The sequence below is a fragment of the Candidatus Izemoplasmatales bacterium genome, assembly GCA_041649275.1.
Classification (GTDB): Bacteria; Bacillota_I; Bacilli_A; order Izemoplasmatales; family Hujiaoplasmataceae; genus UBA12489.
Window position 1 is genome coordinate 1 of the sequence record JBAZNL010000015.1, and the last position, 23,151, is coordinate 23,151.

Annotated in this window: 19 protein-coding genes; 2 read left to right on the top strand and 17 right to left on the bottom strand. The window is 62.7% G+C overall.

The window, feature by feature from the left end; translation table 11 throughout:
- Positions 1 to 480 (top strand): GAF domain-containing protein (locus WC509_07285; GenBank protein ID MFA5007255.1); only part of this gene is annotated, 480 nt, incomplete at its 5' end.
- A 178-nt stretch (positions 481 to 658) separates the two neighbouring features.
- Positions 659 to 1,258, top strand: a complete 600-nt coding sequence (rpsD, locus tag WC509_07290) for a 30S ribosomal protein S4 (protein MFA5007256.1) — start codon at positions 659 to 661, stop codon at positions 1,256 to 1,258.
- 108 nt (positions 1,259 to 1,366) lie between these two features.
- Here the strand turns inward: rpsD and tpiA are convergent, their stop codons facing one another.
- The 17 genes from tpiA to WC509_07375 form a co-directional block, all read right to left on the bottom strand.
- Positions 1,367 to 2,134, bottom strand: a complete 768-nt coding sequence (gene tpiA / locus WC509_07295; GenBank protein MFA5007257.1) for a triose-phosphate isomerase — start codon at positions 2,132 to 2,134, stop codon at positions 1,367 to 1,369.
- 19 nt (positions 2,135 to 2,153) lie between these two features.
- A complete protein-coding gene (locus tag WC509_07300; protein MFA5007258.1) occupies positions 2,154 to 2,399 on the bottom strand; it encodes an HPr family phosphocarrier protein in 246 nt (81 codons plus the stop codon).
- An 84-nt stretch (positions 2,400 to 2,483) separates the two neighbouring features.
- Positions 2,484 to 3,707: a phosphoglycerate kinase gene (locus WC509_07305; protein MFA5007259.1), complete on the bottom strand. Its 1,224-nt coding sequence runs from the start codon at positions 3,705 to 3,707 to the stop codon at positions 2,484 to 2,486.
- A gap of 104 nt (positions 3,708 to 3,811) precedes the next feature.
- Positions 3,812 to 4,228, bottom strand: coding sequence for a hypothetical protein (locus WC509_07310; GenBank protein MFA5007260.1), 417 nt, complete (start codon positions 4,226 to 4,228; stop codon positions 3,812 to 3,814).
- An 84-nt stretch (positions 4,229 to 4,312) separates the two neighbouring features.
- On the bottom strand, positions 4,313 to 5,455 hold the full coding sequence (ugpC, locus tag WC509_07315; GenBank protein ID MFA5007261.1) for a sn-glycerol-3-phosphate ABC transporter ATP-binding protein UgpC: 1,143 nt from the start codon (positions 5,453 to 5,455) through the stop codon (positions 4,313 to 4,315).
- 86 nt (positions 5,456 to 5,541) lie between these two features.
- On the bottom strand, positions 5,542 to 6,099 hold the full coding sequence (locus WC509_07320; GenBank protein ID MFA5007262.1) for a helix-turn-helix domain-containing protein: 558 nt from the start codon (positions 6,097 to 6,099) through the stop codon (positions 5,542 to 5,544).
- Positions 6,100 to 6,112: 13 nt separating this feature from the next.
- Entirely contained in the window at positions 6,113 to 6,790 is a 678-nt protein-coding gene (locus tag WC509_07325; GenBank protein MFA5007263.1) for a DUF4956 domain-containing protein, read from the bottom strand.
- 18 nt (positions 6,791 to 6,808) lie between these two features.
- Complete coding sequence (locus WC509_07330; protein ID MFA5007264.1) at positions 6,809 to 7,483, bottom strand: polyphosphate polymerase domain-containing protein; 675 nt, start codon at positions 7,481 to 7,483, stop codon at positions 6,809 to 6,811.
- 83 nt (positions 7,484 to 7,566) lie between these two features.
- The gene (locus WC509_07335; GenBank protein MFA5007265.1) at positions 7,567 to 8,571 is read right to left on the bottom strand and encodes a carbohydrate ABC transporter permease; all 1,005 of its coding nucleotides are present in this window, start codon (positions 8,569 to 8,571) and stop codon (positions 7,567 to 7,569) included.
- Entirely contained in the window at positions 8,568 to 9,548 is a 981-nt protein-coding gene (locus tag WC509_07340) for a sugar ABC transporter permease (GenBank protein ID MFA5007266.1), read from the bottom strand. The genes WC509_07335 and WC509_07340 overlap by 4 nt, the downstream gene beginning before the upstream one ends.
- Position 9,549: 1 nt before the next feature.
- Positions 9,550 to 12,033, bottom strand: coding sequence for a DUF5696 domain-containing protein (locus WC509_07345; protein ID MFA5007267.1), 2,484 nt, complete (start codon positions 12,031 to 12,033; stop codon positions 9,550 to 9,552).
- On the bottom strand, positions 12,020 to 14,080 hold the full coding sequence (locus WC509_07350; GenBank protein ID MFA5007268.1) for a YIP1 family protein: 2,061 nt from the start codon (positions 14,078 to 14,080) through the stop codon (positions 12,020 to 12,022). The genes WC509_07345 and WC509_07350 overlap by 14 nt, the downstream gene beginning before the upstream one ends.
- Before the next feature lie 12 nt (positions 14,081 to 14,092).
- Positions 14,093 to 14,965, bottom strand: coding sequence for a carbohydrate ABC transporter permease (locus WC509_07355; GenBank protein MFA5007269.1), 873 nt, complete (start codon positions 14,963 to 14,965; stop codon positions 14,093 to 14,095).
- Positions 14,966 to 14,974: 9 nt separating this feature from the next.
- Complete coding sequence (locus WC509_07360; GenBank protein ID MFA5007270.1) at positions 14,975 to 15,958, bottom strand: sugar ABC transporter permease; 984 nt, start codon at positions 15,956 to 15,958, stop codon at positions 14,975 to 14,977.
- A 2-nt stretch (positions 15,959 to 15,960) separates the two neighbouring features.
- Positions 15,961 to 18,951, bottom strand: a complete 2,991-nt coding sequence (locus WC509_07365) for an extracellular solute-binding protein (protein ID MFA5007271.1) — start codon at positions 18,949 to 18,951, stop codon at positions 15,961 to 15,963.
- 152 nt (positions 18,952 to 19,103) lie between these two features.
- Entirely contained in the window at positions 19,104 to 20,834 is a 1,731-nt protein-coding gene (locus tag WC509_07370; GenBank protein MFA5007272.1) for a hypothetical protein, read from the bottom strand.
- Positions 20,835 to 20,967: 133 nt separating this feature from the next.
- Positions 20,968 to 23,151, bottom strand: a complete 2,184-nt coding sequence (locus WC509_07375) for a glycoside hydrolase family 3 C-terminal domain-containing protein (protein ID MFA5007273.1) — start codon at positions 23,149 to 23,151, stop codon at positions 20,968 to 20,970.

Consider the following 23,151-nt stretch of genomic DNA (forward strand, 5'->3'; position numbering starts at 1 on the left):
GAACAACCCCGCGGCGCGACGCGCGCCGCCAACTACACGCGTTTCCTCGAACTGATGCGGGCGACCATGGACCGCGATCTGCCGGCGATCTCCAACCTCGCCAATTTCGCCGCGCTCGTCCATGAATTCTTCGACGGGATCAACTGGGCCGGTTTCTACCTGTTCGACGGCGTCGGGCTGTATCTCGGTCCGTTCCAGGGCAAGCCCGCCTGCACGACGATCGCGCTCTCGCGCGGCGTGTGCGGACGCGCGGCCACCGACCGCGCGACGGTCGTCGTCCCGGACGTGCGGAAGTTCCCGGGGCACATCGCCTGCGACGCGGCCTCGCTCTCCGAGATCGTGGTACCGCTCATCGTCGAAGGACGCCTGTTCGGGGTGCTCGACGTGGATGCCCCGACGCTCGCGCGCTTCGGGATCGAAGAGCGCGAAACGCTCGAGGCGGCGGCGAAGGTTTTCGTTGACATCGACCCCTCGTTATAATATAATATCTTGTGCGCATGTAATAAAAAGCAGTTGCGCCTGCGACCATCCAGTCTTTGATTGTTCCGTCCGAGGTTTGCCAGTACCGTCAACTGCTTGACGCGAACGCATCAAAACGATCAAACCGAATGCTCCGGGAGCTCCTCTGTTATTACGCGTAAACTAGGAGGACAATACCATGTCGAGATTCACAGGATCCAATTGGAAAGTATCGCGCCGCCTCGGATTTTCGGTCACCGAAACCGGGCGGGAACTCAACAAGCGCCCGTTCGCTCCGGGACAGCACGGTCAGAAGAAGACCAAGCTCTCCGAATACGGCACCCAGCTTCAGGAAAAGCAGCGCGTCCGTTTCACCTACGGCGTCAACGAACGCCAGTTCCGCAAGACCTTCGAAGAGGCGAAGCGCATGCCCGGCATCACCGGCACGGCCTTCATGATCCTGCTCGAATCGCGTCTTGACAACCTCGTCTACCGCGCCGGCTTCGCCCGCTCCCGCCAGCAGGCCCGCCAGCTCGTGAACCACGGCCACATCCGCCTCGACGGCGCCAAGGCCTCGATCCCCTCGATCCGCGTCAAGCCGGGTCAGGTCATCTCGCTCCGCGACGCCTCGAAGGACCTCGTCGTCGTCAAGGATTCCCTCACCCGCGTCGCCGCCCGTCCGGAGTACATCTCCTTCGACGACAACAAGCTCGCCGCCACGCTCGTCCGTCTCCCGGAGCGCCAGGAATTCCTCTCCGAGATCAAGGAACAGCTGATCGTCGAACTCTACTCGAAATAAGCCCCGCAAGACCGTCCGAAACGACGGTCTTTTTCATACCAAAAAGGGATCGGGAAAGGTTCCCGATCCCCAAGGATGGAAAGAACCGGCCAAAGCCGGTTCCTTTTGTCATTTTCCGAGTTTCTTCAGGGCCGCGGCGCACATTCCGACGAACTGGTCGGGATCGAGCGAGGCGCCGCCGATGAGGGCGCCGTCGATGTCGGGCTGCGCGAGCAGCTCGTCGATGTTCTTCGGATTGACCGAGCCGCCGTACTGGATGCGGACGACCTCGGCGACGGCGGAACCGAACAGGTCGGCGAGGACCGAACGGATGAAGGCGCAGGCCTCCTCGGCGATCGCCGCGGTCGCGGTCTTGCCGGTGCCGATCGCCCAGACGGGCTCGTAGGCGACGACGATCCGCTTCATGGCGCGCTCGTCGAGTCCGGCGAAGGCCTTCGTGACCTGACGGCGGAGGACGTCGTTGGTCGTCCCGGCGGTCCGTTCCTCGAGGACTTCGCCGACGCAGACGATCGGCGTGAGGTCGTTCCGGAGGGCGGCGAGGGTCTTCTGGTTGACGATCTCGTCGGTTTCGTAGAAATACTTGCGGCGTTCGCTGTGGCCGACGATGACGTAGTCGACGTTGTAGCTTCTGAGCAGCGGTCCGGAGATCTCCCCGGTATAGGCGCCTTCATCGGCCCAGTGGAGGTTCTGGGCGCCGATGCGGAGGTTGTCGCCCATCCGCTTGATCAGGCAGCGCATCAACGGCGCCTGGGCGCAGACGACCGTGTCGACGTCGCGGATCGACGGCATCGCGGTCGCGGCCTTCATGATGAAATACAGGGCTTCGTCGCGGGTCTTGAACATCTTCCAGTTGCCCGCAATGATCGGTTTGCGCATGGTGCTTCCTTCTTCTTCCTCAGGCGAGGATGCGTTCGATGTCGGCGATCGCCTTTTCGGCCTTGTCGCCCACGGCGACGAGCTTGACGTTCTCGCCGCGCGGAACCGCGAGGCTCATCAGGCCGAGGATCGACTTCGCGTCGATCGTGACGTTGGCGTAGACAAGGCGGATGTCGACGTCGTAGCGGCTCGCGGTCTGGACGATCTTCGCGGCCAGTTCGGCGTGCAGTCCCGCCGTGCTCTTGATCAGGATGGTCTTTTCCATGGTTCGTTCTCCTCTTCGTCTGGGGCGCCCGTTCCGGGCGCTTCGTGATCGCGACGCACGGTCGCGGAATGGGGTGCGGGGAAACTAGCGGTCGCAGCCGCAGCCGCAGCCGCACGGTTCCGCGTCGTCGAGCGATTCGACTCCGGGGAGCGGCTTGCCCTCGAGGTACTCGAGCGATGCGCCGCCGCCGGTGGAGATGTGCGTGAACTTGTCGGAGAAGCCCATCTGAATCGCGGCCGCGGCCGAATCGCCGCCGCCGATGATCGTCTTCGCGTCCTTCATCTCGGCGAGGATCTCGCAGATCGCGCGGGTGCCCTTGGCGAAGTTCGAAAACTCGAAGACGCCGAGCGGACCGTTCCAGACGACCGTCTTCGCACCCTTGAGTTCCTTCTTGAAGAGGGCGATCGTCTTCGGTCCGACGTCGAGGCCCATCTCGTCGTCATGGATGTCGCCGTAGGTGGTGGTGCGGAACGGCGTGTCGTTCGCGAATTCCCTCGTGACCACGAGGTCGACGGGGAGGACGATCTTGCCCTTGCCCTTGTCGAGGAGCGCCTTCGCGAGGTCGATCTTGTCGTTCTCGCAGATCGAAGTGCCGATGTTGTGGCCGAGCGCCTTCATGAAGGTGTAGGCCATCCCGCCGCCGATGAGGATCTTGTCGGCCTTGGCGAGGAGATTCTCGATGACGCCGATCTTGTCGGAGACCTTCGCGCCGCCGAGGATCGCGACGAACGGCCGGACGGGATTGTCGACGGCGCCGCCGATGTAGCGCAGTTCCTTCTCCATCAGGAAGCCGGCGACCGCGGGCAGATGGGCGGCGATGCCGGAGTTGGAGGCGTGGGCGCGGTGCGCCGTGCCGAAGGCGTCGTTCACGAGGATGTCGCCGAGCGAAGCCCAATACAGACCGAGTTCCGGATTGTTCTTCGATTCCTTCTTGCCTTCGACGTCTTCGAAACGGGTATTCTCGAACATCAGGATCTCGCCGTTCTTCATCGCGGCGATCGCGTTTTCGAGCACTTCGCCGCGGGTGGCGGGAATGAACTTGACCGGCTGACCGATGAGTTCGGCGAGTCTTGCGGCGACCGGGGCGAGCGACGACTTCGCCTTGTCCTCGGCGGTTTCGACGCGGCCGAGATGGCTGAACAGGATCGCCTTGCCCTTTTCCGCGACGATGTAGCGGATCGTCGGGAGTGCCTGGACGATGCGGTTGTCGTCGGTGATCACGCCCGACTTGATCGGAACGTTGAAGTCGACGCGGACAAGCACGCGCTTGCCGTACAGTTCGACGTCTTCGATGGTCTTTTTATACATGTTTATCCTCCTGGAAGGTATCTCAACACCACGCTTTATTATACTATCAACGGCTGTCAAATACCACAGGAAAGTATCGGGTTCCACAAGGTGAAAACACTTTCCTATTCGTTCCCCGAAGCGGTCAGATGACGGAGGAGACGCGCGGAAAGGCGCATGCCGCGCCTGAGGACGGCCGCGGACGGGACCTCGAGACGGGTCCCGTCGCGAAAGCGCGCCGTCGCCCCGCCGTCAGGCCGGGAGGCGCACGCAGAGATGGCGAACGCGTTCAGAAGCAGGCACCCTTCGGAACGGAATCCGCCGAGGGGAACCATCATCGTTCCCGCGTCGAGGAAGAGCGGGACCAGCCGTCGGGTCGAAAGCACCTTCGCCGCGGCGGCCTGCGCGGCGGCGCGGGTCGACAGGCGGCGAAGGGCGATAGAATCGCACCAGGCGTTCGGCGAACCGGCGAACGTCTCGATGCCATCGTCTTTGACGATGAGAAGCCCGCCTTCCGGTCGTTTCCGCAGATACAGCACCATCGTCCCGCCCCCTTCTTCCATGATAGCACGGCCGGGGGCGGAACCGGTTTGAAAAAGAAAACCGCTTTTCAGCGGCTTTCGGAATCAGTTGGCTTCCTGGGGGGCGTCGGTCTTGACCGGCGTCGATTTGGTGATGCGGAGCTCGTTGTCGATGTCGAAGAAATGGCACTTGTTCATGTTCAGGGCGAGCTTGATCTTGTCGCCGATGTGGACGTCCGAGCGGGCGCTGACCTTGGCGATGATGTTCGTCTTTCCGACCGAGATGTGGATGTTCGTCTCGGCGCCGAGGAGTTCGGCGACGTCGACGAGGAACTCGGAGGCGGAATCCTTGTACGTCTCGAGCGCGACGAGTTCGTCGTGGATGTCTTCCGGACGGATGCCGAGGACGATCTGGCGGTTCAGGTAATCCTTCTCCTTCAGCATGTTGAACTTCGGCTCCGGAACCTTGACCTTGAGGTTCTCGACGTAGAAGCAGCCGTCGTCCTGGACCTCGCCGTTGAGGAAGTTCATCGCCGGCGTACCCATGAAGCCGCCGACGAACATGTTGTTCGGGTTGTCGTAGAGTTCCTTCGGGGCGCCGATCTGCTGGACGCGGCCGTCCTTCATGACGACGATGCGGGTCGCCATCGTCATCGCCTCGATCTGGTCGTGGGTGACGTAGATGGTGGTCGTGCCGAGGCGCTCGTGCAGCTTGATGAGCTCGGCTCTCATGGCGACGCGCAGCTTGGCGTCGAGGTTGGAGAGCGGCTCGTCCATCAGGAAGACCTTGGCGTCGCGGACGATCGCGCGGCCGAGGGCGACGCGCTGGCGCTGTCCGCCGGAGAGGGCCTTCGGCTTCCGGTCGAGGTAGCCGGTGAGGCCGAGGATGTCGGCGGCGTTCTTGACGCGGCGTTCGATCTCGTCCTTGGGCATCTTGCGGAGCTTGAGGCCGAAGGCCATGTTGTCGTAGACCGACATGTGGGGATAGAGGGCGTAGGACTGGAACACCATCGCGATGTTTCGATCCTTCGGGGCGACGTCGTTGACGAGCACGTCGTCGATGTAGAGTTCGCCGGCGGTGATCTCCTCGAGGCCGGCGACCATGCGGAGCGTGGTCGACTTGCCGCAGCCGGACGGGCCGACGAAGACGATGAATTCCTTGTCCTTGACGTCGAGGGTGAAGTCGAAGACGGCCTGCACGCCGTTGTCGTACACCTTGTCGAGATGCTTGAATGCCAATGTTGCCATGCCTGGTTCCTCCGGGATGTGGATTTTGTCATCACGTTCGATTATAGCGGACGAAAGCGCTTTTTCCTATATGCAAAATGCACAAATCAATGGCGGAAGAGAAGATAGACCGCAAGCCCGCCGGTGAACGTCCGGACGTCGATGCCGGTCTTCGCGAGGAAGTGGTCGAGACGGTAGTTCAGGGTGTTGCGGTGCATGTACAGCGCCCGGGCGGCGCGCGACGCGTTCTGGTCGGCGCGGATGAAGCCGACGGCGGTGTCGACGGTCTCGGCGCCGACGAGGCCGACGTAGTAGTCGCGGAGCGTCCGGTGCAGTCCGGAGAGGTCGCGCATGACCGCCTCGGTCGCGATCTCGGCGGCGCCGTAGATTCCGTGTCCGAGCCGCGGGAGTTCCTTCAGGACGGCCGCGACGGGATAGTCCGCCGCGGCGGGGACGACGAATACGGTGAGGTCCTGGATGAATTCCTGGACCGCGAGTTCGCGCACCCGGCGGAGGTCGGCGTCGTCCTGCGCCCCGGCGTAGGAGAGGCGGAACAGGTCGGGTCCGGCGGGGGTGACGGCGATGTCGCCGTACGCCGCGAAAAAGGCCGCCAGGGATTCCTGGTCGGCATTCTTCATCAGGACGTAGGCGGTCTGCCGTTCCATCGCATCCTCCGCGTCAGACGACGTAGTCGCCGCGGTACGACAGAAGCATCACCGACACGACGCCGGCGAGGTCCTTGATCGGTTCGATCCGCTTCGAGACGTCCCTGTTCCCGCGGATCTCGAAGGTGAACTCGGCCTTGTCCTTCTGGATCGACTTGTTGCGGACGGCGGCGTTCCGATAGATCGCCTTCGCGGCGGAAAGGAGCCCGTCTTCGTCGAAGGCGCCCTCGATCCGGACGATCAGGATGTACGGGGTGGTGAAGATCTCAAGCGCCTGGACCGCCAGAATGGCGGCGCCGATGACGGCCGAGCCGAGCACCGCGAGCAGGCCCGAGCCGGCGCCGACGGTGATCCCGATGCCGATCGTCCAGAACATGAAGATGGTGTCGAGCGGGTTCTTGATGGCCGTGCGGAAACGCACGATCGAGAGTGCGCCGACCATGCCGAGCGAGAGCACGACGTTCGACGAGACGGCCATGATGACCATGCAGGTCACCAGCGCCGAGATCGGCAGCGTCATCGAGAAGCTCTTGTTGTAGACGGTCGTCTGGTACGAGAGCTTGTAGATGAACAGCACCCAGAGCGACAGCGCGAACGCCACCAGGAGGTTGAAGGCGATCTCGCCGGGGGTCAGTTCCATCACCGACCAGTTCTCGAAGAATTCCTGAAGCGTGAACAGCGTGTAAGGCATCCTCATCATCTCGCGATCTCACGGGTTGAGCAGAATCCAGCCCATGTAGTATTTGGAATACGAAACCACCTGGTGGTTCCTGTGAAACAGGATCTTGCGGAGCGTTTCGGGAAGCAGTCCGGTGTACTTGACCTCGAGGATCGTCTGCCCGGGCTCGAGCACCCGGCGGGCGAAGGCAGGGTCCGAATCGAAGAGCCGGGCGGTGACGTCCTTGTCGAAGGTGACGCGGACGTCGCCTGCGGGGAAGGTCCAGGCTTCGCGGACGTAATCGACGACGATCGCCGGGCGGAGGTCGTCGAGCTTCATCCGCACGAGGACATCGGCCATCAGGCGGACGTTCGCGTAGGCGGCGACGCCGTCGGCGTCCGCCGTCAACAGGGCGCGCTTCATCGGCTCGTCGAGCCAGATCGACTCCTTCGCGGTGAGGGTTCCGACCTTGGTCTTGGACTCGAGGCGGCACGGTCCGCCGGCGTAGCTGCGGACGCGGTACTTCTGGTGGTATTCGACGCCGTCGGCCTTCTCGCCGACGCGCGAACAGTACAGATCGTCGAAATAGACGCTCGAGACCGCGTATTCGCCGGTTCGGGAATCGGCGTAGAGGTCACGGTTCATCGTGAGCGCAAGCTGGTTGGAAAGCTGCGCGACCTCGTGACGGGCGAGCAGGAACTTGAGTTCGGTCCGCGTGAGCTCCATCGGCGCACCTCCCCTCTAAACGGATGAATGCCGACTCGCGCCGGCATTCCCATTATACCATGAATTTGATCGTTTGAACTCCCTCATTCGCCGGTGATGCCGGTCTTCTCGATGCCCTCGACGAACGACTTCTGGCCGACGAAGTACAGGATCAGGAGCGGAATCACGGAGATGACGGTGGCGGCCATCTTGAACGGTTCGGAGAGACGCACCTCGGTGCCGGGGTGCGGCGACGCCGACGCCTGCTGGCGGAAGAGGTCGTCGAACATGTCGAGACGGGTCATGAAGAGCTTGACGCCGTCGCCGACCAGCATCCGCGTCACGTAGGTCTCGTTCCAGTTCCAGACGAACGAGAACAGGAAGACGACGACGATCGTCGACAGCGAGAGCCGGATCGTGATGTGCCAGAACAGCTGGATGGGCGTGGCGCCATCGATCTTGCCGGCCTCGTAGAGGTCGTGCGGGATCATCTTGAAGAAGTTGATGAAGATGAGGATGAGGATCGCGGAATTGACTCCCTGGCCGAAGAAGGCCATGATGATCTGCGACTGGTAGGTGTTGAGTCCGCGGCCCGGGCCGCTCCAGTCGAAGGACTGGTAGAATTCCTTGAACATCGTGTACTGGGTGATGAGCAGGATCGGGACCGGGATGATGAAGGAGGCGAGCAGAAGCGTGTAGAGCAGCTTCTTCCCACGGAACTCGTAGCGGGCGAAGGCGAAGCCGGTCAGCGCCGAGACGACCGTCTGGAGGACGGCGAGGAGGGTGGAGTAGAAGACGGAGTTCATGAGCGAGGCGGTGCCGTCGAGCACGAACCACACGACCGAATAGTTGGCGAGCGAGAGATGCTTCGGGATCCAGATGATCTCGGGATCGACGACGTCGGTGATGCTCATGACGGAGAGCGAGAGCATCTTCATGATCGGGTAGAGGAACACGTAGCTGATCGTGATCAGGAAGACGTAGACGGCGATCGTCGAGATCGTGCGCATGATCCGCACCTTGCGGGTGTGGAGCAGGCGGCGGAGTCCGGCGGCGAATCCGCACATCCGGGCGCGGAGCGTCTGGAAACGGGCAAGGAGCGCCTTCATCGCGCCTCACCCCCGTTCTTCTCGAGCTTGCGGCGCGCCGCGATCGCTTCCATGTTCCGGCGCTGGATCGACGTGAGTCGGACTTCCCTCGTCTTTTCCGGACGGCCGAGCAGCAGGTAGGCGATCCCGATGATGAGGAACACGGCGACGGAGTACAAAAACGAATAGGTCGAGGCGAGGCCGATGCCGTTGGCGGTCTCCCACATGATCTTGCGGCGGATGATCTCGTAGACGGGGTTGAGCGAGAACGTCCCGAGCTGGACGATCGCGAACACGGCCGAGATGAAGGCGGTCGTGCGCACGATCGGCACCTTGATCTTCCAGAGGATCTGCCAGCCGTTGGCGCCGTCGATCTTGGCGGCCTCATAGAGGTTCACGTTGATCTTCTGGAGCGCGTTCAGGAAGAGGATGACCGGGATGCCGGTGAACCAGAGGACCATCGTGAAGTTCTCGAAGAGGCCCGACAGCGCCCGCGCGAATCCCGGGCTGTAGGACAGGATCATCTTGAAGATGATGTTGTCGGCGTAGCTCAGGAGCGATCCGGCGCCGTTGTACTTCAGGATGCCGGCGACGGGACCGCTCATGATGATGACGGGGAAGAAGAAGATGACGCGGAAGAGCCCCTGGCCCTTGACGCCGGTGTTGAGGAGGATGGCGAGGATGAAGGCGACGATGATGATCGTCGGCACGTATGTCAGTTCCATCACGATGAAGTCGAGGAGCGCGGGAAGGAAGTCGGTCGAACGGAAGGCGAGGCCGTAGTTGCCGCCGACGTCGAGGAGATTGAAGTCGTACGTGAGTCCGAGCGCCTCGGAGGTGATCGTGAAGAACGAGTTGTAGATCGTCTTCACGAACGGATAGACGACGAAGAGAAGGAACCCGAGGAGCCACGGGAGGATGAAGAGGTAGGCGATCTTGTTCTGGTTCTCGATCCGGGTCTCGCCGGTCAGCGTGCGGATCAGCCGGTCCTTGGCCATGTCAGTCGCCTCCGATCACGGCGGCCGAGAGCGCCGGGACATGGATCCCGCCCGCGTTCTGGTCCTCGTCGGTATAGTTGATGTAGATCGCGGTGCCGTCGTCGTAGAGGTTGCGGACGAGGCCGGCACGGATCACGTCGCGATCGATCCAGACGGCGTCCGTGACGGCGCCGAGGGCCGCGTTGGTGTCCTGGTAGATCGACCGGATGAGGTCTTCGTACAGCGCGTATTCGGTGGAGTAGTAGTCGCTCGAGTTGGTGTCGGAAAGATGGTAGGCGGCGTCATGCGTCAGGACGAACGACGGCCAGACGTTGTAGTCGATCATGCGCAGTACGTCCGAACGGGTGTAGAACGAGAAGTTCGAATACCCGGCGTACAGTTCCATCGTGCCCTGGAGGACGAGCTGCAGGAACGGGACGGTGTCGGTCTCGATCAGATACTGGGTGGTGTAGACGTCCATCTGGAGGTAGCGTCCGACATACGGAAGCAGGTATCCGTTCGGCCGCACGGCGTTGATCGTCGCCTCGTCCGCGACGTCGGCCACGGCTTCGCGGTAGAGCGCGATCGCGGCGGTCCTTGTCGTGATGTCGCCGGTGTAGTCGGTGATGAGGGTGTTCGAGATGCCGTCGAGCGTGAGCGACGCGACGCCCATCGAGAGGAAGGTGTCCGACTGCTCGGAAAGCCACAGGATGCTCTTCGTCGGCCGCGCGAACATGAAGAGCGCGATCGGCGATTCGTACGACAGGACGGTGGCGTACCATCCCGAAGGATGCTTGGCGGCGTTCCTGAGCGGGTTGATCTGCTCCTCGTTGATCGTCGCGTAGTCCTGCTGGAAGGAGATGTCGACGCCGCGCCCGGCGTATTCCTCGATCAGATCGGCGAAGGCCCTCTTCGTGCCGATCGCCGAGGTGAAGACCGCCTTCGTGGGGTTCCCGAGGGTGACGCCGCCGTCCGCCCAGCCGATCAGGCCGGAGGAGACGTTGGCGATCCCGCCGGCGATCACGTCGTCGAGGATGTCGCCGACCTGGGAGGCCGTCGTGACGACGTCGAGGGTGTAGCCGACGATCGATTCCTCGCTGTCGGCCATCAGGAAGTCGAGACGGATGCCGATGTCGCCGGCTGCGCGATCCTGGAGGGAGAGTTCCCCGCGTTCGATCAGGAAGTCCTTGTACTTGAGCGCCATCCCGACGTAGTTCGCGGGGTAGCCGTCGACGGTGCCGTCGCCGGCGAGGAAATCGTAGTGCATGTGGATGTCGCACGGATTCAGGGTCTCGCCGATCGACTGCACGGTATCCGCGCCGTCGTGCGAGAAGATGCGCTGGAAGGTGAAGTTGGTCGAGAACAGCGCATAGGTGTAGTTGTAGTTGTAGATGGTCTCCTCGGGGACCGAGACCACGGACATGTATTCCGCCCCGGCCTCGGCGTAGGCGACGAAGGCCGCCTGGTCGTTGCCGTGGGCCATGCCGTAGACGGGCACGGTCGCCGTCTTGTAGGGCACGAAGGATCCCTGCCAGCTGAAATACTCGGGATTGTTCTGGGAGGCGTCGGGACCGTAGACGACGGCTGAATACTTGGTCAGGGACACGCTGTTGTCGCGATAGCGGATGAGCGCTCCCGGTCCGTCGGGGACGAGCGAATAGCCGCCGATCAGGTCGTTCTGCACTTCGGTGACGTCATAGTTGGCGAGCGTCTCGCCATCGGTGTCGAACGTCGTGAAGACGGCGGAACGGCCGCCGACGGCCCCCATGAAGGTGGCGACGCCGATCGCGGAGAGGTAAGGCAGGCAGGTTCCCTCGATGCTCTCGAAGTCGACGACGATCTCGAAGCCGTCTTCCGACAGGAGGATGTCCGCCGGAATCGTCAGATCGAGGTTCGCGTCCTTGACGCCGAGACCGGTGACCGCGAAGGTGAAGCGCCAGCGGTTCTCGTCGCCGTCGACCATCCGAAGCGTCGAGTCGACGTCGTAGAGGGCGGTCTTGAGATAGCTGCTGTAGACTTCCTTCTCTTCCCAGGTGGATTCGCTGTCGCCCTTGCGGTAGTACTTGAAGAACATGAGCGAGTTGGCGACGAGCGGTCCGGTGGTCGTGCCGGTGATCGTGTCGACCTCGATCTCGCAGGCTTCCGCGAAGGCGTCGTAGGTGATGTCGCCGTTGCGGTACTGGCTGCGGGCGTCCTTGCAGACGGTGGCCTGGGTGGTCTGCGTCACCGTCGAATCGACGTCGAGGCCGGTCTTCCAGACGTAGCCGTTGCGCTTGTCGAGGACGACGAGGACGTCGCGGGCCTCCTGCCACCAGAAGGTGAAGTTGACGTTGTCGGACAGTTCCGCGTAGCCGCCTTCGTCGAAGTCGGCGGCGGGGATGTCGGTCAGGGTCTCGGGGTTCTCCAGGGTATCGCGCCCCGTCGGGACGTAACTCGCGTAGAGGAGCACCGGCGAGAGCGTCAGAACCATGACGGCGGCGAGGATGATCTTCTTAACCGAGAACATTGCGGATCGCCTCCCAGATGAGTTCGTAGAGGAACGTGAAGAGCTGCCTGATCGTCATCTGCACGAACGACAGCACGAGCAGGATGACGATCACGAAGACGATGGTGACGAGGACGCTCTTCACGGTCTGGCCGAAGGTGTAGTTCTGGATTTCGGAGACCGAGAGGAAGATGAGCATGCCGCTCCAGGCGAGGCCGATGCCGAAGACGAGCTGAAGCACGAAGACCTCGTTCAGGGTCGCCACGTAGGAGAGCGCGGTCGTGAGGACGCAGGCGACGATGAACGGCCAGAGCGAATAGGCGAAGCCCTTGAAGATCGCCCCGAGTGTCCCTTCCCCGTCTTGGATCGAGGTGACGAGCCAGCTGCAGACGATGAAGAGGCCGATCAGGATCACGAAGCCGAGGATGATCGAGCCGAGGTCGAGATCCTCGATCGACTGCGACTGGAAGATGAAGTCCTTCCCGGCGATGTAGAAGAGATACGCGAAGAACGCCAGGACGAGCAGAATCGATGCCCCGACATAGGATCCCTTCCGGCCGATCCGGAGATAGTAGAACGAGTCCGAAGGCTTCCGCATGACCGCGCGGGCATAGGTCACGTTCTCGATCGGACGGATCGAGTTGACGCGTCCGGCGAAGGCGCGGACCGGTGCGAGAATGTGTTTCCGCCGGTCGACGAAACGGACGACGACGGTGACCAAGGCGATGAAGATGCCGCCCATGATGGCGGGCAGGAGCCACTGCTGCATCCAGATGTTGCGGAGTTCCCAGTAGGCCTCCGAATAGAGTTCGCGGTTGCCGGCGATCTCGAAGTGTTCGGCCGCGAGTTCGTACTGCTCGAGGCGGAAATAGTTGCGGGCGATCGAATCGTGGGCGAGGATCGACATCTGATTCAGGCGGAGGACCTCCTGCCAGAGTTCGATGGCCGCCTCGTAGTCGGTCTCCTCATAGAGCCGGATCGCCTCGTAGATCGTCTCCGAATAGTCGGTGGTGACGAACGACTGGAGGTAGTTGTTCTTCTCGTCGACGGTCCAGATGGTTCCCTCGTCGTCGACCGCGAGGCTCGACAGGATGTTGAAGAACCCGGCGATGTCGTCGGTCGCATAGGACCCGAAGCGGTAGATGAGGGCGCCGTCGTTGGTGTAGACGTCGATGTGGCCGCTCTGGTCGGAGACGTAGATGACGCCGCCGTCGTCGACCCAGATGTCGGTCGCCTTCTCGGTCGTGAAGAACATGTCGACGATCGTGTTGGTTCCCTGGGTGTTGTGGCGCTTGACGTTGTCGTCGGATTGTCCGGACGAGGACGAATAGACGATGCCGTCGACGTCGATGAAGACGCTCGAGAAGACGGACGGCGTCATGTTGATGCCGAGGTCGTCGAGCTGGCTCTGCGAGAAGAGCAGCTTCTGGATCTGCTCCTTGAAGGACAGCGTGACTTCGTTCGCCGAGAAGTAGCCGAGGAACGAGCCGGTGTTCGAGAGCTGCAGGATGCCGTCGGAGGTTCCCTTCGAGACGACGTACATGATCCCGGCCTTGTCGACCGCGACCTTCTGCGGCGAGAAGTCGAGATCCTCGAGGAGGATCGAGTCGGGCTTGCCGAAGGTCTCGAGGAGGGTGCCCGCGGAATCGAAGTGGAAGACGACGCCGGCGCCGTCGTCGGCGACGAAGATGTCGCCCCGCGAGACGTACTCGGAATCGTCGAGGAAGACGAAGACCCCGGAGGGACTCGCCATGCCGGGGCAGGTGATCGTGCGCACGATGTCGCCCGTCCGCTGGTCGTAGACGACGATCCGGTGGTTGCCGGAATCGGCGATCACGAGCCGTCCGAGGTCGTCGAAGACGAGGTCGGCGGGGGCTTTGAGGCCGAGACCGGTGAGCGTCTGGCCGGGAAGATAGGCGTCCTGGGTGCGGGTGAAGTGGTGGTTCTCGTCGAAGGCGTACGTGTAGGTCGTGGACGACGAGGCTTCGACGCGGGGGGCGGTCGCCGCGATCACCGCGGCGCAGAGGACCGTCGCAAGGACGGCGAGGATTTTCTTGAACGTTTTCATCCGCGTCCCTCCTTACTTGATGCCCGAATGGGACATCGTGTCCATGACGTTGCCCTGCATCACCACGAAGATGACGAGGTTGGGGATGAACATCACGAGTCCGGCGGCGGCCGCGATCCCGACGCCGGCCGGGCCGGCGTTGGAGGCGGCGAGCGAGTTCATGTAGAACGCGAAGGTCTTCTTCGTCTCGTCGATCACGTAGATGTTCGAAGACTCGGTCGAGTTCCAGATCATCTGGAAGGAAAGGATCGCGACGGTCGCAAGCGCCGGCTTGACGAGCGGACCGACGATCTTGGTGATCAGGTGCCAGTCGTTCGCGCCGTCGATCCTGGCCGCCTCGAGGAGCTCGTCGGGGACCTGGTCGACGAACTGCTTGACGAGGAAGAGACCCACGGGCATCGCCAGATACGGGATGATGTGGGAGAGGAAGGAATCGGTGAGTCCGAGCGACGAGACGACGAGGTAGCGGGGAATCGCGACGGCGGTCGCGACGAACATGAGCGCCGTCTGGTTGATCGAGAACAGGAACTTCTTGGCGCGGAAGCGCTTCTTCGAGAGCGCATACCCCGTCGCCAGCGTGATCAGGAGCGTGGCGACGATCGTGATCGTGGTCACGATCAGCGAGTTGAAGAGATAGCGCGACATCGGCACGCCCGTCGACGAGGCGGTGCGGAGGAGCTTGGAGAAGTTCTCGAGCGTCGGATTCAGGACGAAGAGCCGCGGCGGGAAGAGGAACAGTTCCGACAGCGGCTTGAACGCCTGGCCGACGACATAGAAGAGCGGCACCAGCATGAAGAGGCTGATCGGAAGGAGGATCGCGTAGAACTTGAGCTGCGAGCGATGGAAACGGCGGGGGTTGATCTGGGTACCGAGGAAGCTGGACATGGTCTCACCTCAGTCCCGCTCGCCCAGCGCGCGGTAGACCACGCGTGAGAAGAGCATGATGATGAGCAAAAGGATGACCGACAGCGCCGCGGCGTAGCCCATCTCGTAGCGGATGAACCCGTAGTCGTCGATGTGGTTGACGATCAGCTGGCCGGCGTACTGCGGGGTCGGGTTCGATCCCGCCAGCGCGACGCCGATGCCGCCGGCGTTGAAGGCGCCGACGATCGCCATCACGGCGCCGAAGAGCATCTGCGGCTTCATCGACGGGATCGTGATGTAGAAGATCTCCTGCATGCGGTTCTTGATGCCGTCGATGTAGGCCGCCTCGTACATCTCGCGGTTGACGTTCAGGATGCCGGCGAGCATCGAGAGGAAGCCGATGCCCATCGAACTCCACAGCGTCACGAAGATCATGATCTGCATCAGGTAGTTCCCGGACTGGAGGAAGTCGATCGGCACGTCGATCCAGCCCATGTTGAGCAGGATGGCGTTGATGTAGCCGGAACTGTCGCCCGAGAAGAGCGTGCGGAAGATGACGGTGACGAGCACGCCGCCGAGCATCGACGGCATGTAGAGCGCGAGCGCCAAAAACTTGCGCGGCGTCGCCTGGATCTGCGACAGCATCCACGCCATCAGGAAGGAGAGCGCGTAGCCGCCGGGACCGGTGATGATCGCGTACTTGAGGGTGTTCGGCAGAACATTCCTAAGAAAGACGGAATCCTGCGTCAGGATCATGATGTAGTTCCCGAAGCCGTAGAACTCGGCGACCACGGGTCGCTCGATGACGTTGAAGTAGGTGAACGAGAGCCCGATCGCGACGAGCACCGGGATGACGATGAAGAGCGAGAACAGGATGACGTAGGGGAGCAGCAGGAGGACCGTCGAGGCCTTGTCCCCGGAAAGCCGCTTCATCGCCGGCGAGAGTTTCTCGCGGAGCGCCCGGATCGGCTTCATGCCGGCTTCCCCGAGGCGTCGGATCGCGTTTTCAGCCATGGTCAGTCGCCCCCTTCCGCATCATGGGCCGCAATCTGCGCCGCGACCCAGTCCGCACCCCGCACGGTGTACGGGACGAGGACGTTGCCGTCGGCGTCGATGTAGCCGAATTCGGTCATCTTCTTCTTGATCTCGCGGTTGATGTCGATCACGGCCTCGTCGATCGCGATCCGGATCGGGGTGCCGTCGAACGTGACCGTGTTCCAGACGTTCGAGAGACCGCGCTCGAGCAGGTACTGGCCCGGGGTGCGGGGCACGTCGGCGAGCCAGGCGACCATCTCGAGGATGACGGCCTTGTCCACCGGATCGATCGTCGAGTTGGCGACGGCGTCGAGGTTGCCGGACAGCCAGACGTATTCGGGTCCGTAGGTCGACTGCAGGGCGAAGGCGAACTGGCTCTGCGTCGCCGCCGACATCCACCATTTGAGGAATTCCCAGCTTTCGTTCTTCTTCTCCTCGCCGATGTCGCCGAACATGATCGCGGCCGATCCGTTGGCGATGAACCAGCGCTGGATCTCGCCGGTATCCTCGTCCTCGACGCCCGGCAGAAGCCCGAGCGACCATTGCCCGGTCAGTTCGGGAGCGGCGTTCTTGAGCGTCAGGTAGGTGGCGAAGTCGATCACGCCGATCGGCAGCGTGTTGTAGCGGAACGAGTTGTAGAAGCTGGCGACGTAGGAGGGCAGGCTGTACGTCGTGTACAGGTCGGCGAGAAGCTTCAGGCCGCGGTACGATCCCTCGGCGTCGATCGTCGTCGAGAGTCCGTCGGGGGCGTAGAGAGTGCCGCCGTACTGGAAGATGAGCGAGGAGGTCTGGTAGAACCACTTGAGGCTGGTTCCGCCGCTCGTCGGATAGTAGAAGTTCATGTTGTTGCGCTGCAGCGTCGGCAGCATGTCGATGACGTCGTCCCAGGTGTCTGGGATCGACAGCCCGAGACTCGTCATCGTGTCGCGGCGGTAGACGAGGGCGTTGAAGTCGAGCGTCTCGGGGAAGGCGTAGACGCCGTCCTCGAGGATGTACGGGATGAAGGCGCCGGGCGCGAACGAACCGGCGACATCCCAGAAGTCATCGAATTCGGTCAGATTCTGGAGCGCGCCGCGGATCGACAGGTCGTAGGGCATGTACGAGGCGAGTCCGAGGGCGACGTCGGGGGTCTTTCCGGCGGCGTTTGCGAGGATCAGCTTTGAGGCGTCGGGCATCACCGAGATCGAGACGTCGATGCCGGTTCCGGCGAAGTGGGCGTCGGCCATCTTCTGCATCAGGTCGACGTAGATGAGCGAACGGCTGACCCAGACGGTCACCGCCTCGGGATCGTCGATCGCCTGGTACTTCTTGTCCGAGAACGACGCGAAGAAGGTCCGGAGTCCGGTACCGAGGCGTTCGAAGAAATCGGCGTTGGCGCGATCGAACTCATCGTCGTTGTAGACGTAGACGGCATCGAGGTAGAGCGGCTGGGAAGTGACGTCGGTGAGCGAGTCGCCGAGCATCGACGTGATCGATCCGGTGCCGCTGTAGAGGGTGTCGAGGTAGAGCGGGATCACGTCGGGATCGCGGCGGACCTCCTCGAGCTGCTTGACCGCCGTCTTCAGGTAGGCGAGCGTCGACGAGAGGTCGAGTTCGTCGGAATACGGGGAAAGCGTCACGACCGCGTGGCGGATGATCGTGTCGTAGGCTTCGAGGTAGGAGGCCGTCTCGGGGATGTACTCCGAGAAGACCCAGCGGCGGTTCTCGTCGATCGTCGACCCGGTGATCGAGAGGATGTCGAGCGCGAAGGCGTTGATGTGGTCGACGAGCAGCTGGATGTCGCGGAGCACCGTGCCGGCGGGGCTGGTGACGGCGCGGAAGGTGATCGCGTGCTCCCCGGCGGTCAGATAGAGCGAGAAGGCCCCGTCCTCGTTCCCGAGGACCTCGTTGGCCCAGACGTCGCCGCCCGTCTGGCGGAATTCGTAGGCGGAGAACTCCTCGAAGGGGATCTCGCCGTCGAGGTAGATGGCGCGGAAGACGGAGAACTCGTCCTTGTCGTTCAGATAGTGGAGGGCGATCCGGTAGGTGCCGGCGGTTTCGACCTCGAAGGCGTAGGTGACCTCCTGGCCGGAACGGTACCAGGCGGCGCCGTTCAATACGTTCAGCTTCTTGTCGACGGCGTCGAAAGGCGTCACCGACGCCGACTGGAAGGCGTACAGGCGGACGAACGACGAGTTCTTCGAGACATAGTCGATCGCATCGATCGTGATCATTCCCGACGCACCCGGAGCCGCCGGAACGGTTTCGGCGTAGGCCGCGTACGCGGGTCTCGCGACCGGCGCGACGACTTCGAGCGCCCCGACGAGGAGGGCCCCCTCCATGACGTTGCGGACGACGATCTCGTGTTCTCCCGCCTCAAGGTAGAAGAGCAGCGGTTCGGTCGTCGGATAGGTGTTGTTCTGGAGCGAAAGCCGCCGCCAGCCGAGCACGCGGACCTGGTCGGGGAGCGACTCGTCGCCGTAGGTGTCGAGGGTGAAGTCCTTGGTCTCGTCCGCCCACAACAGCGGCACGTCGATCGTCCTGGCCTCGTCGTACTGGTAGACGCCGTCGACGAGGACGGAGACGGTGAGGTTGTTCAGGACCGACGGCTGGACGTAGAAATCGACGGCGAGATGGTAGAGTCCGGTGGCGGCGACGGTCACGCGGTAGACGGCCTCGTTCGTCGCGGAAAGGTCGACGGCCGTTCCCGAATAGCCTGCGTCGTCGGCGGTTCCGGGGGTCTCGAGGACGGCGTCGGCGCCCGTCAGGCCGTAGACGATCTCATTCGCCTCGAGGAAGCTGAGATACGGCCGTCGGCTCACGTAGAGGTTCGAATACTGCAGCAGTTCCAGCGCCGCGGCGTACTCCTCGTCCGTGACCTCCTCGCTCCAGCGCTCATAGTCGGAGGACATGAACGGATTGTTGAAAACCATCGCAAAGAGGGCGACGGCCGTCGCGGCGATCAGGATCGTGATGATTGTCTTTCTTCTCATAGGGGCCTCCGTGATCACGAAAATCGATTCATTTCACGATATGTAAGCCGTATCATATGGGTTATTATAGCATAGTTCGGGAGCCCTTGTCCACAGCGAACGGGACCAATCGAAAAAAAAAGGTGTGTTATACAACACACCTTCTTCGGTCATCAGTTGCTGAAGTCGTCCTCGGTGAAGCCGTAGTACATCGTCAGGCTTTCCTGCAGACTCTCGAACTGGGACGCCCAGCGCTCGTTCACGAGCTGGTTCCACGTCGGCAGAAGCGACAGGATCGTGCTTTCGAAGGCCGCATCGTCGCGGGACACGCCGCCGTTGATGTCCGGGTTGTAGTAGTTCAGCCACTCGTTCAGGATGAACAGCGTCTGTCCGCCGGAGGAATACTGCCACGGGAAGGACTTGTCGGAAACCTCCCAGTGCTGGCTCGCGTTGTAGATCCGCACCACTTCCTGGAAGCCCGGCATGAGATAGTCGCCGTCGTTGTTCACGGCGTTGAAGCGCTGATGCTTCGCCGGCTTGTACCAGTAGTCCATCTGGAAGTCGAACATCTCGCCGGTGACGGCCGGGAAGGAGTCGTTCAGCGCGGAGCTGTAATAGACTTCGCCGCTCTCGGTGTCGGTCGTCGAATACATCTGTTCGGAACGCTCGTAGAAGGAACGGTTGTCGGCGCACCAGAAGATCGCGAACGTGTAGGCGATCTGGATCTTGAGCTCCTCTTCCGCCGAGCAGGCGAGGTCGCCGTCGTCGATGCAGTAGTTGTAGACCGCCATCGGGTCGAGGACGACGCCGATGGTGTTGTCGTTGTAGTCGGTGGCGGGACGCGGATAGATGTCCCAGTCGTCCATGATGCACGGCGCGGATCCGTCCGGATCGGCGCAGTCGCCCATCATCCACGGTTCGTACTCGAGCGTCAGGAGATAGCCTTCGCGGAAGAAGTTGTAGTCCCAGCCGAGCGTCGTGTTGAGCTGATGGAGCGGTCCGGAGGCGGCGGCGAGTTCCGCGCCGAGGGTTTCCGTCTCGATGTCGTAGAGGCCCCAGAAGGAGCTTCCGGCCCAGTCGTGGAGGTAATGGATCATGCCGCGCACTTCGGTCGAGTTGAGGTCGATGAAGGAATCGCCGCCGTCATAGTTGTGAAGCTGTTCGGTGATCGTGTTCGTGCCGCTTTCGATCAGGCGGAGCGGGACGTCCATCGCGCCGAAGTACAGGTTGTCGGTCTCCGTCGAATAGTTCGAGACGAATTCGGTGTATTCGTCGATGTCCCAATCCGGACCCGGCATGACGATGCCCTGTTCGTCGGCGAGCGTCTTGTTCACGTACATGCCCCACGGCAGGATGTACTGCGGCAGGCCGGCCTGGAAGCCGTAATAGTTCATCATCTTCATGATGCTCGGGTTCAGCATCTGGTAGAGCGGGTCGTCCTCGAACCGGGAAAGGTCGGCGACGAGGCCCTTCTCGACGTCGTCGGAAAGGAAGCGGGACGCCCAGACCGCCGGGAACCGGCCGTTGTCGTCGCGGTAGGTCTCGAGGACCTGCGACCAGCCGTCGGGTCCGCCGGAGCGGAAGTAGCCGTTGATCGTGACGTTCGGATAGATCGCGTTGAAGGCCTTGGCGACGGCGTATGCGGCCGCATCGTTCTGCGCCGGCAGGTCGTCGGCGGTCAGGTCCTGATGTCCGAGGTCATAGTAGGTCGCGCCGGAACCGCTCCACAGCACGATGTCGACGATGCCTTCGACGTTGGGGTCGAGGCCCGTGTCCGAAACGATGCTGGTCACGTCGATGGTCGTCGTGTTGGATCCCCCGGTCGTCGTCAGATCCGTGTTGTCGCAAGCGATGAGGACCGTGGCGAACGCGGCCAGAAGAAACAAGCCGATAAACTTCTTCATATTTCCTCCTTGTTGAAGTTGGTTTTTCTTACCGTACAGGATTATTATATCATTCGAAAAAAACGTTTTCAATAGCATTATGTAATTGGTTACATAAATTTTTACGACATTCGGAAAGGGGATGGCACCGGCGTCAGCGGCCGAGCGAGGCGAGAATCTTCTCGTATTCCCCGTCGTCCATGCCGTTTTCCTTCATGATCCTCCGGATCACGCGGCCCAGCGGATCCTCGAATTCCCACCAGTCGAGCTTCCGCGTGGCGGCCATGAACCGCTCCAGGCGAGGTCCTCCCGACGGATGGTCGAGCCATGCCCGGACGGGATGTTCGACGGTGAGGGGGTCGCCGAAGACGTCCCCCGAATCGAAGCGGACGGTCGTCCGGAGACGGATGTCCTCCACGGACGCCCCGATCAGGATCTCGTAGTCGCCCGAGGCGACGACGAAGCCGGCGGTCTCTTCCCAGTGCGCGAAATCGCGATCGGAGAACGTGAGCGCCACCCGTTTCGTCTCGCCCGGTTCGAGCGCGACCTTGGCGAAGCCGCGGAGCGTCCTGTCGGGTCGCACCACCGCCGAGCGGAGGGGACGGACGTATGCCTGGACGGTCTCCTTCCCGGCGCGGCCGCCGACGTTCGCGACGCTGAGGGAGACCTCGAGGACGTCGCCGTTTCGCATCGTCGAGCGCGACGCCCGAAGATCGGAATAGGCGAACGCGGTGTAGGACAGTCCGAAGCCGAAGGGGTAACGGACGGGAATCCGGAAGGTGTCGTAGAAGCGGTAGCCGGTGAAGAGACCCTCGCGATAGGGCGCGTGGTCCCCCCTGCCCGGAAACCAGGGATACGTCGGGGTGTTCTCGACGCGGATCGGGAAGGTCTCGGACAGCCTGCCGGAAGGATTGACGGCGCCGAACAGAATCTCGGCGATCGGCACGCCCGCGGCGGAACCGCCGAACCACGACTGGATCAGCGCGCCGACCATGTCGTCGAACGGCGCGGTCTCGACGGCCGAGCCCGATGCGTTCACGACGACGACGCGGGGCTGGACCGTCGCGACGGCGGCGACGAAGGCGACCTGCTCGTCGGGCAGACGCATGTCGGCGCGGTCGTGGCCTTCGCTCTCGATCGCCGGCGTCGTCCCCGTGAAGATCACGACGGCCGCGGCCTTGCGGGCCGCCGCCAGGATCTCCGTGGTCGCCTCGTACCCGTCGAAGAACGTCGTTTCGGCGTATGCGGAGATCGCCTCGAGGGGATTCTCCATCTTCCACGGCTTCAGTTCCGAACTGCCGCCGCCGTTCATCCGCGGTTCCTTCGCGTAGGATCCGAGGACAAGGACGTCCGCGGCCGGATCGAGCGGCAGGATCCCGCCTTCGTTCCGGAGAAGGACGATGCCCTCGCGGGCGGCTTCACGCGCGACCTCGTGGCCGTGCGCGAAGTCCGCCGGCTTCCCGTGGTTCGGGTTCGCCAGCAGGCGGTCATAGACCGCGAGGATCCGTTTCACGGCGGCATCGATCCGATCCATCGGGTACTTGCCGTCGACGACGTCGCGGATGAACGCGTCCTTCCATTCGGACTCCGGCATCTCGACGTCGAGGCCGGCGAGGACCGAGGCGCGCTTGTCCTGCACCCCGCCCCAGTCGGAGATGACGATGCCGCGGTAGCCCCACTCGCGCCGCAGGACGTCCTCGAGGAGGCGGCGGTTCTGGGCCGCATAGCAGCCGTCGATCTTGTTGTACGAGGCCATGATCGTGGTCGGGTCGGCCTCGTGGACGATCGTTTCGAAGGGTGCGGCGTAGAGTTCGCGGAAGGTGCGTTCGTCGACGTCGGAGGAGACGAATCGGCGCATCGTCTCCTGTTCGTTCAGGACGAAATGCTTGACCGAGGTGCCGACCCCGGTCGACTGGACGCCGCGCACGAAGGCCGCGCCGATCTTGCCGGAGAGGAAGGGATCCTCGCTGTAGTATTCGAAGTTGCGGCCGCCCAGGGGGCTCCGCTTGCCGTCGACGCCGGGGCCGAGGATGACGTCGACCCGATAGTGGTTGCATTCCGCGCCGATCACCGCACCGACCCGTTCGATCAGGTCGGCGTTCCAGGTCGAGGACAGAAGCGAAGCCGAGGGGAAGGCCGTCGCCGGCATCCGCGTCACGGGATGGCCGTCGCGTTCGCCGGGATCCTTGTAGGCGCGCAGGCCGTGCGGACCGTCGCCCACCATGAAGTCGCGGATGCCCAGGCGCGGAACGCCGTTCAGCCACCAGTTCTTCTTGCCGGTGAGGAGGGTCGCCTTCTCGGCGGGCGTGAGTTGTTCGAAGATCCGCTCGAGGTCCAT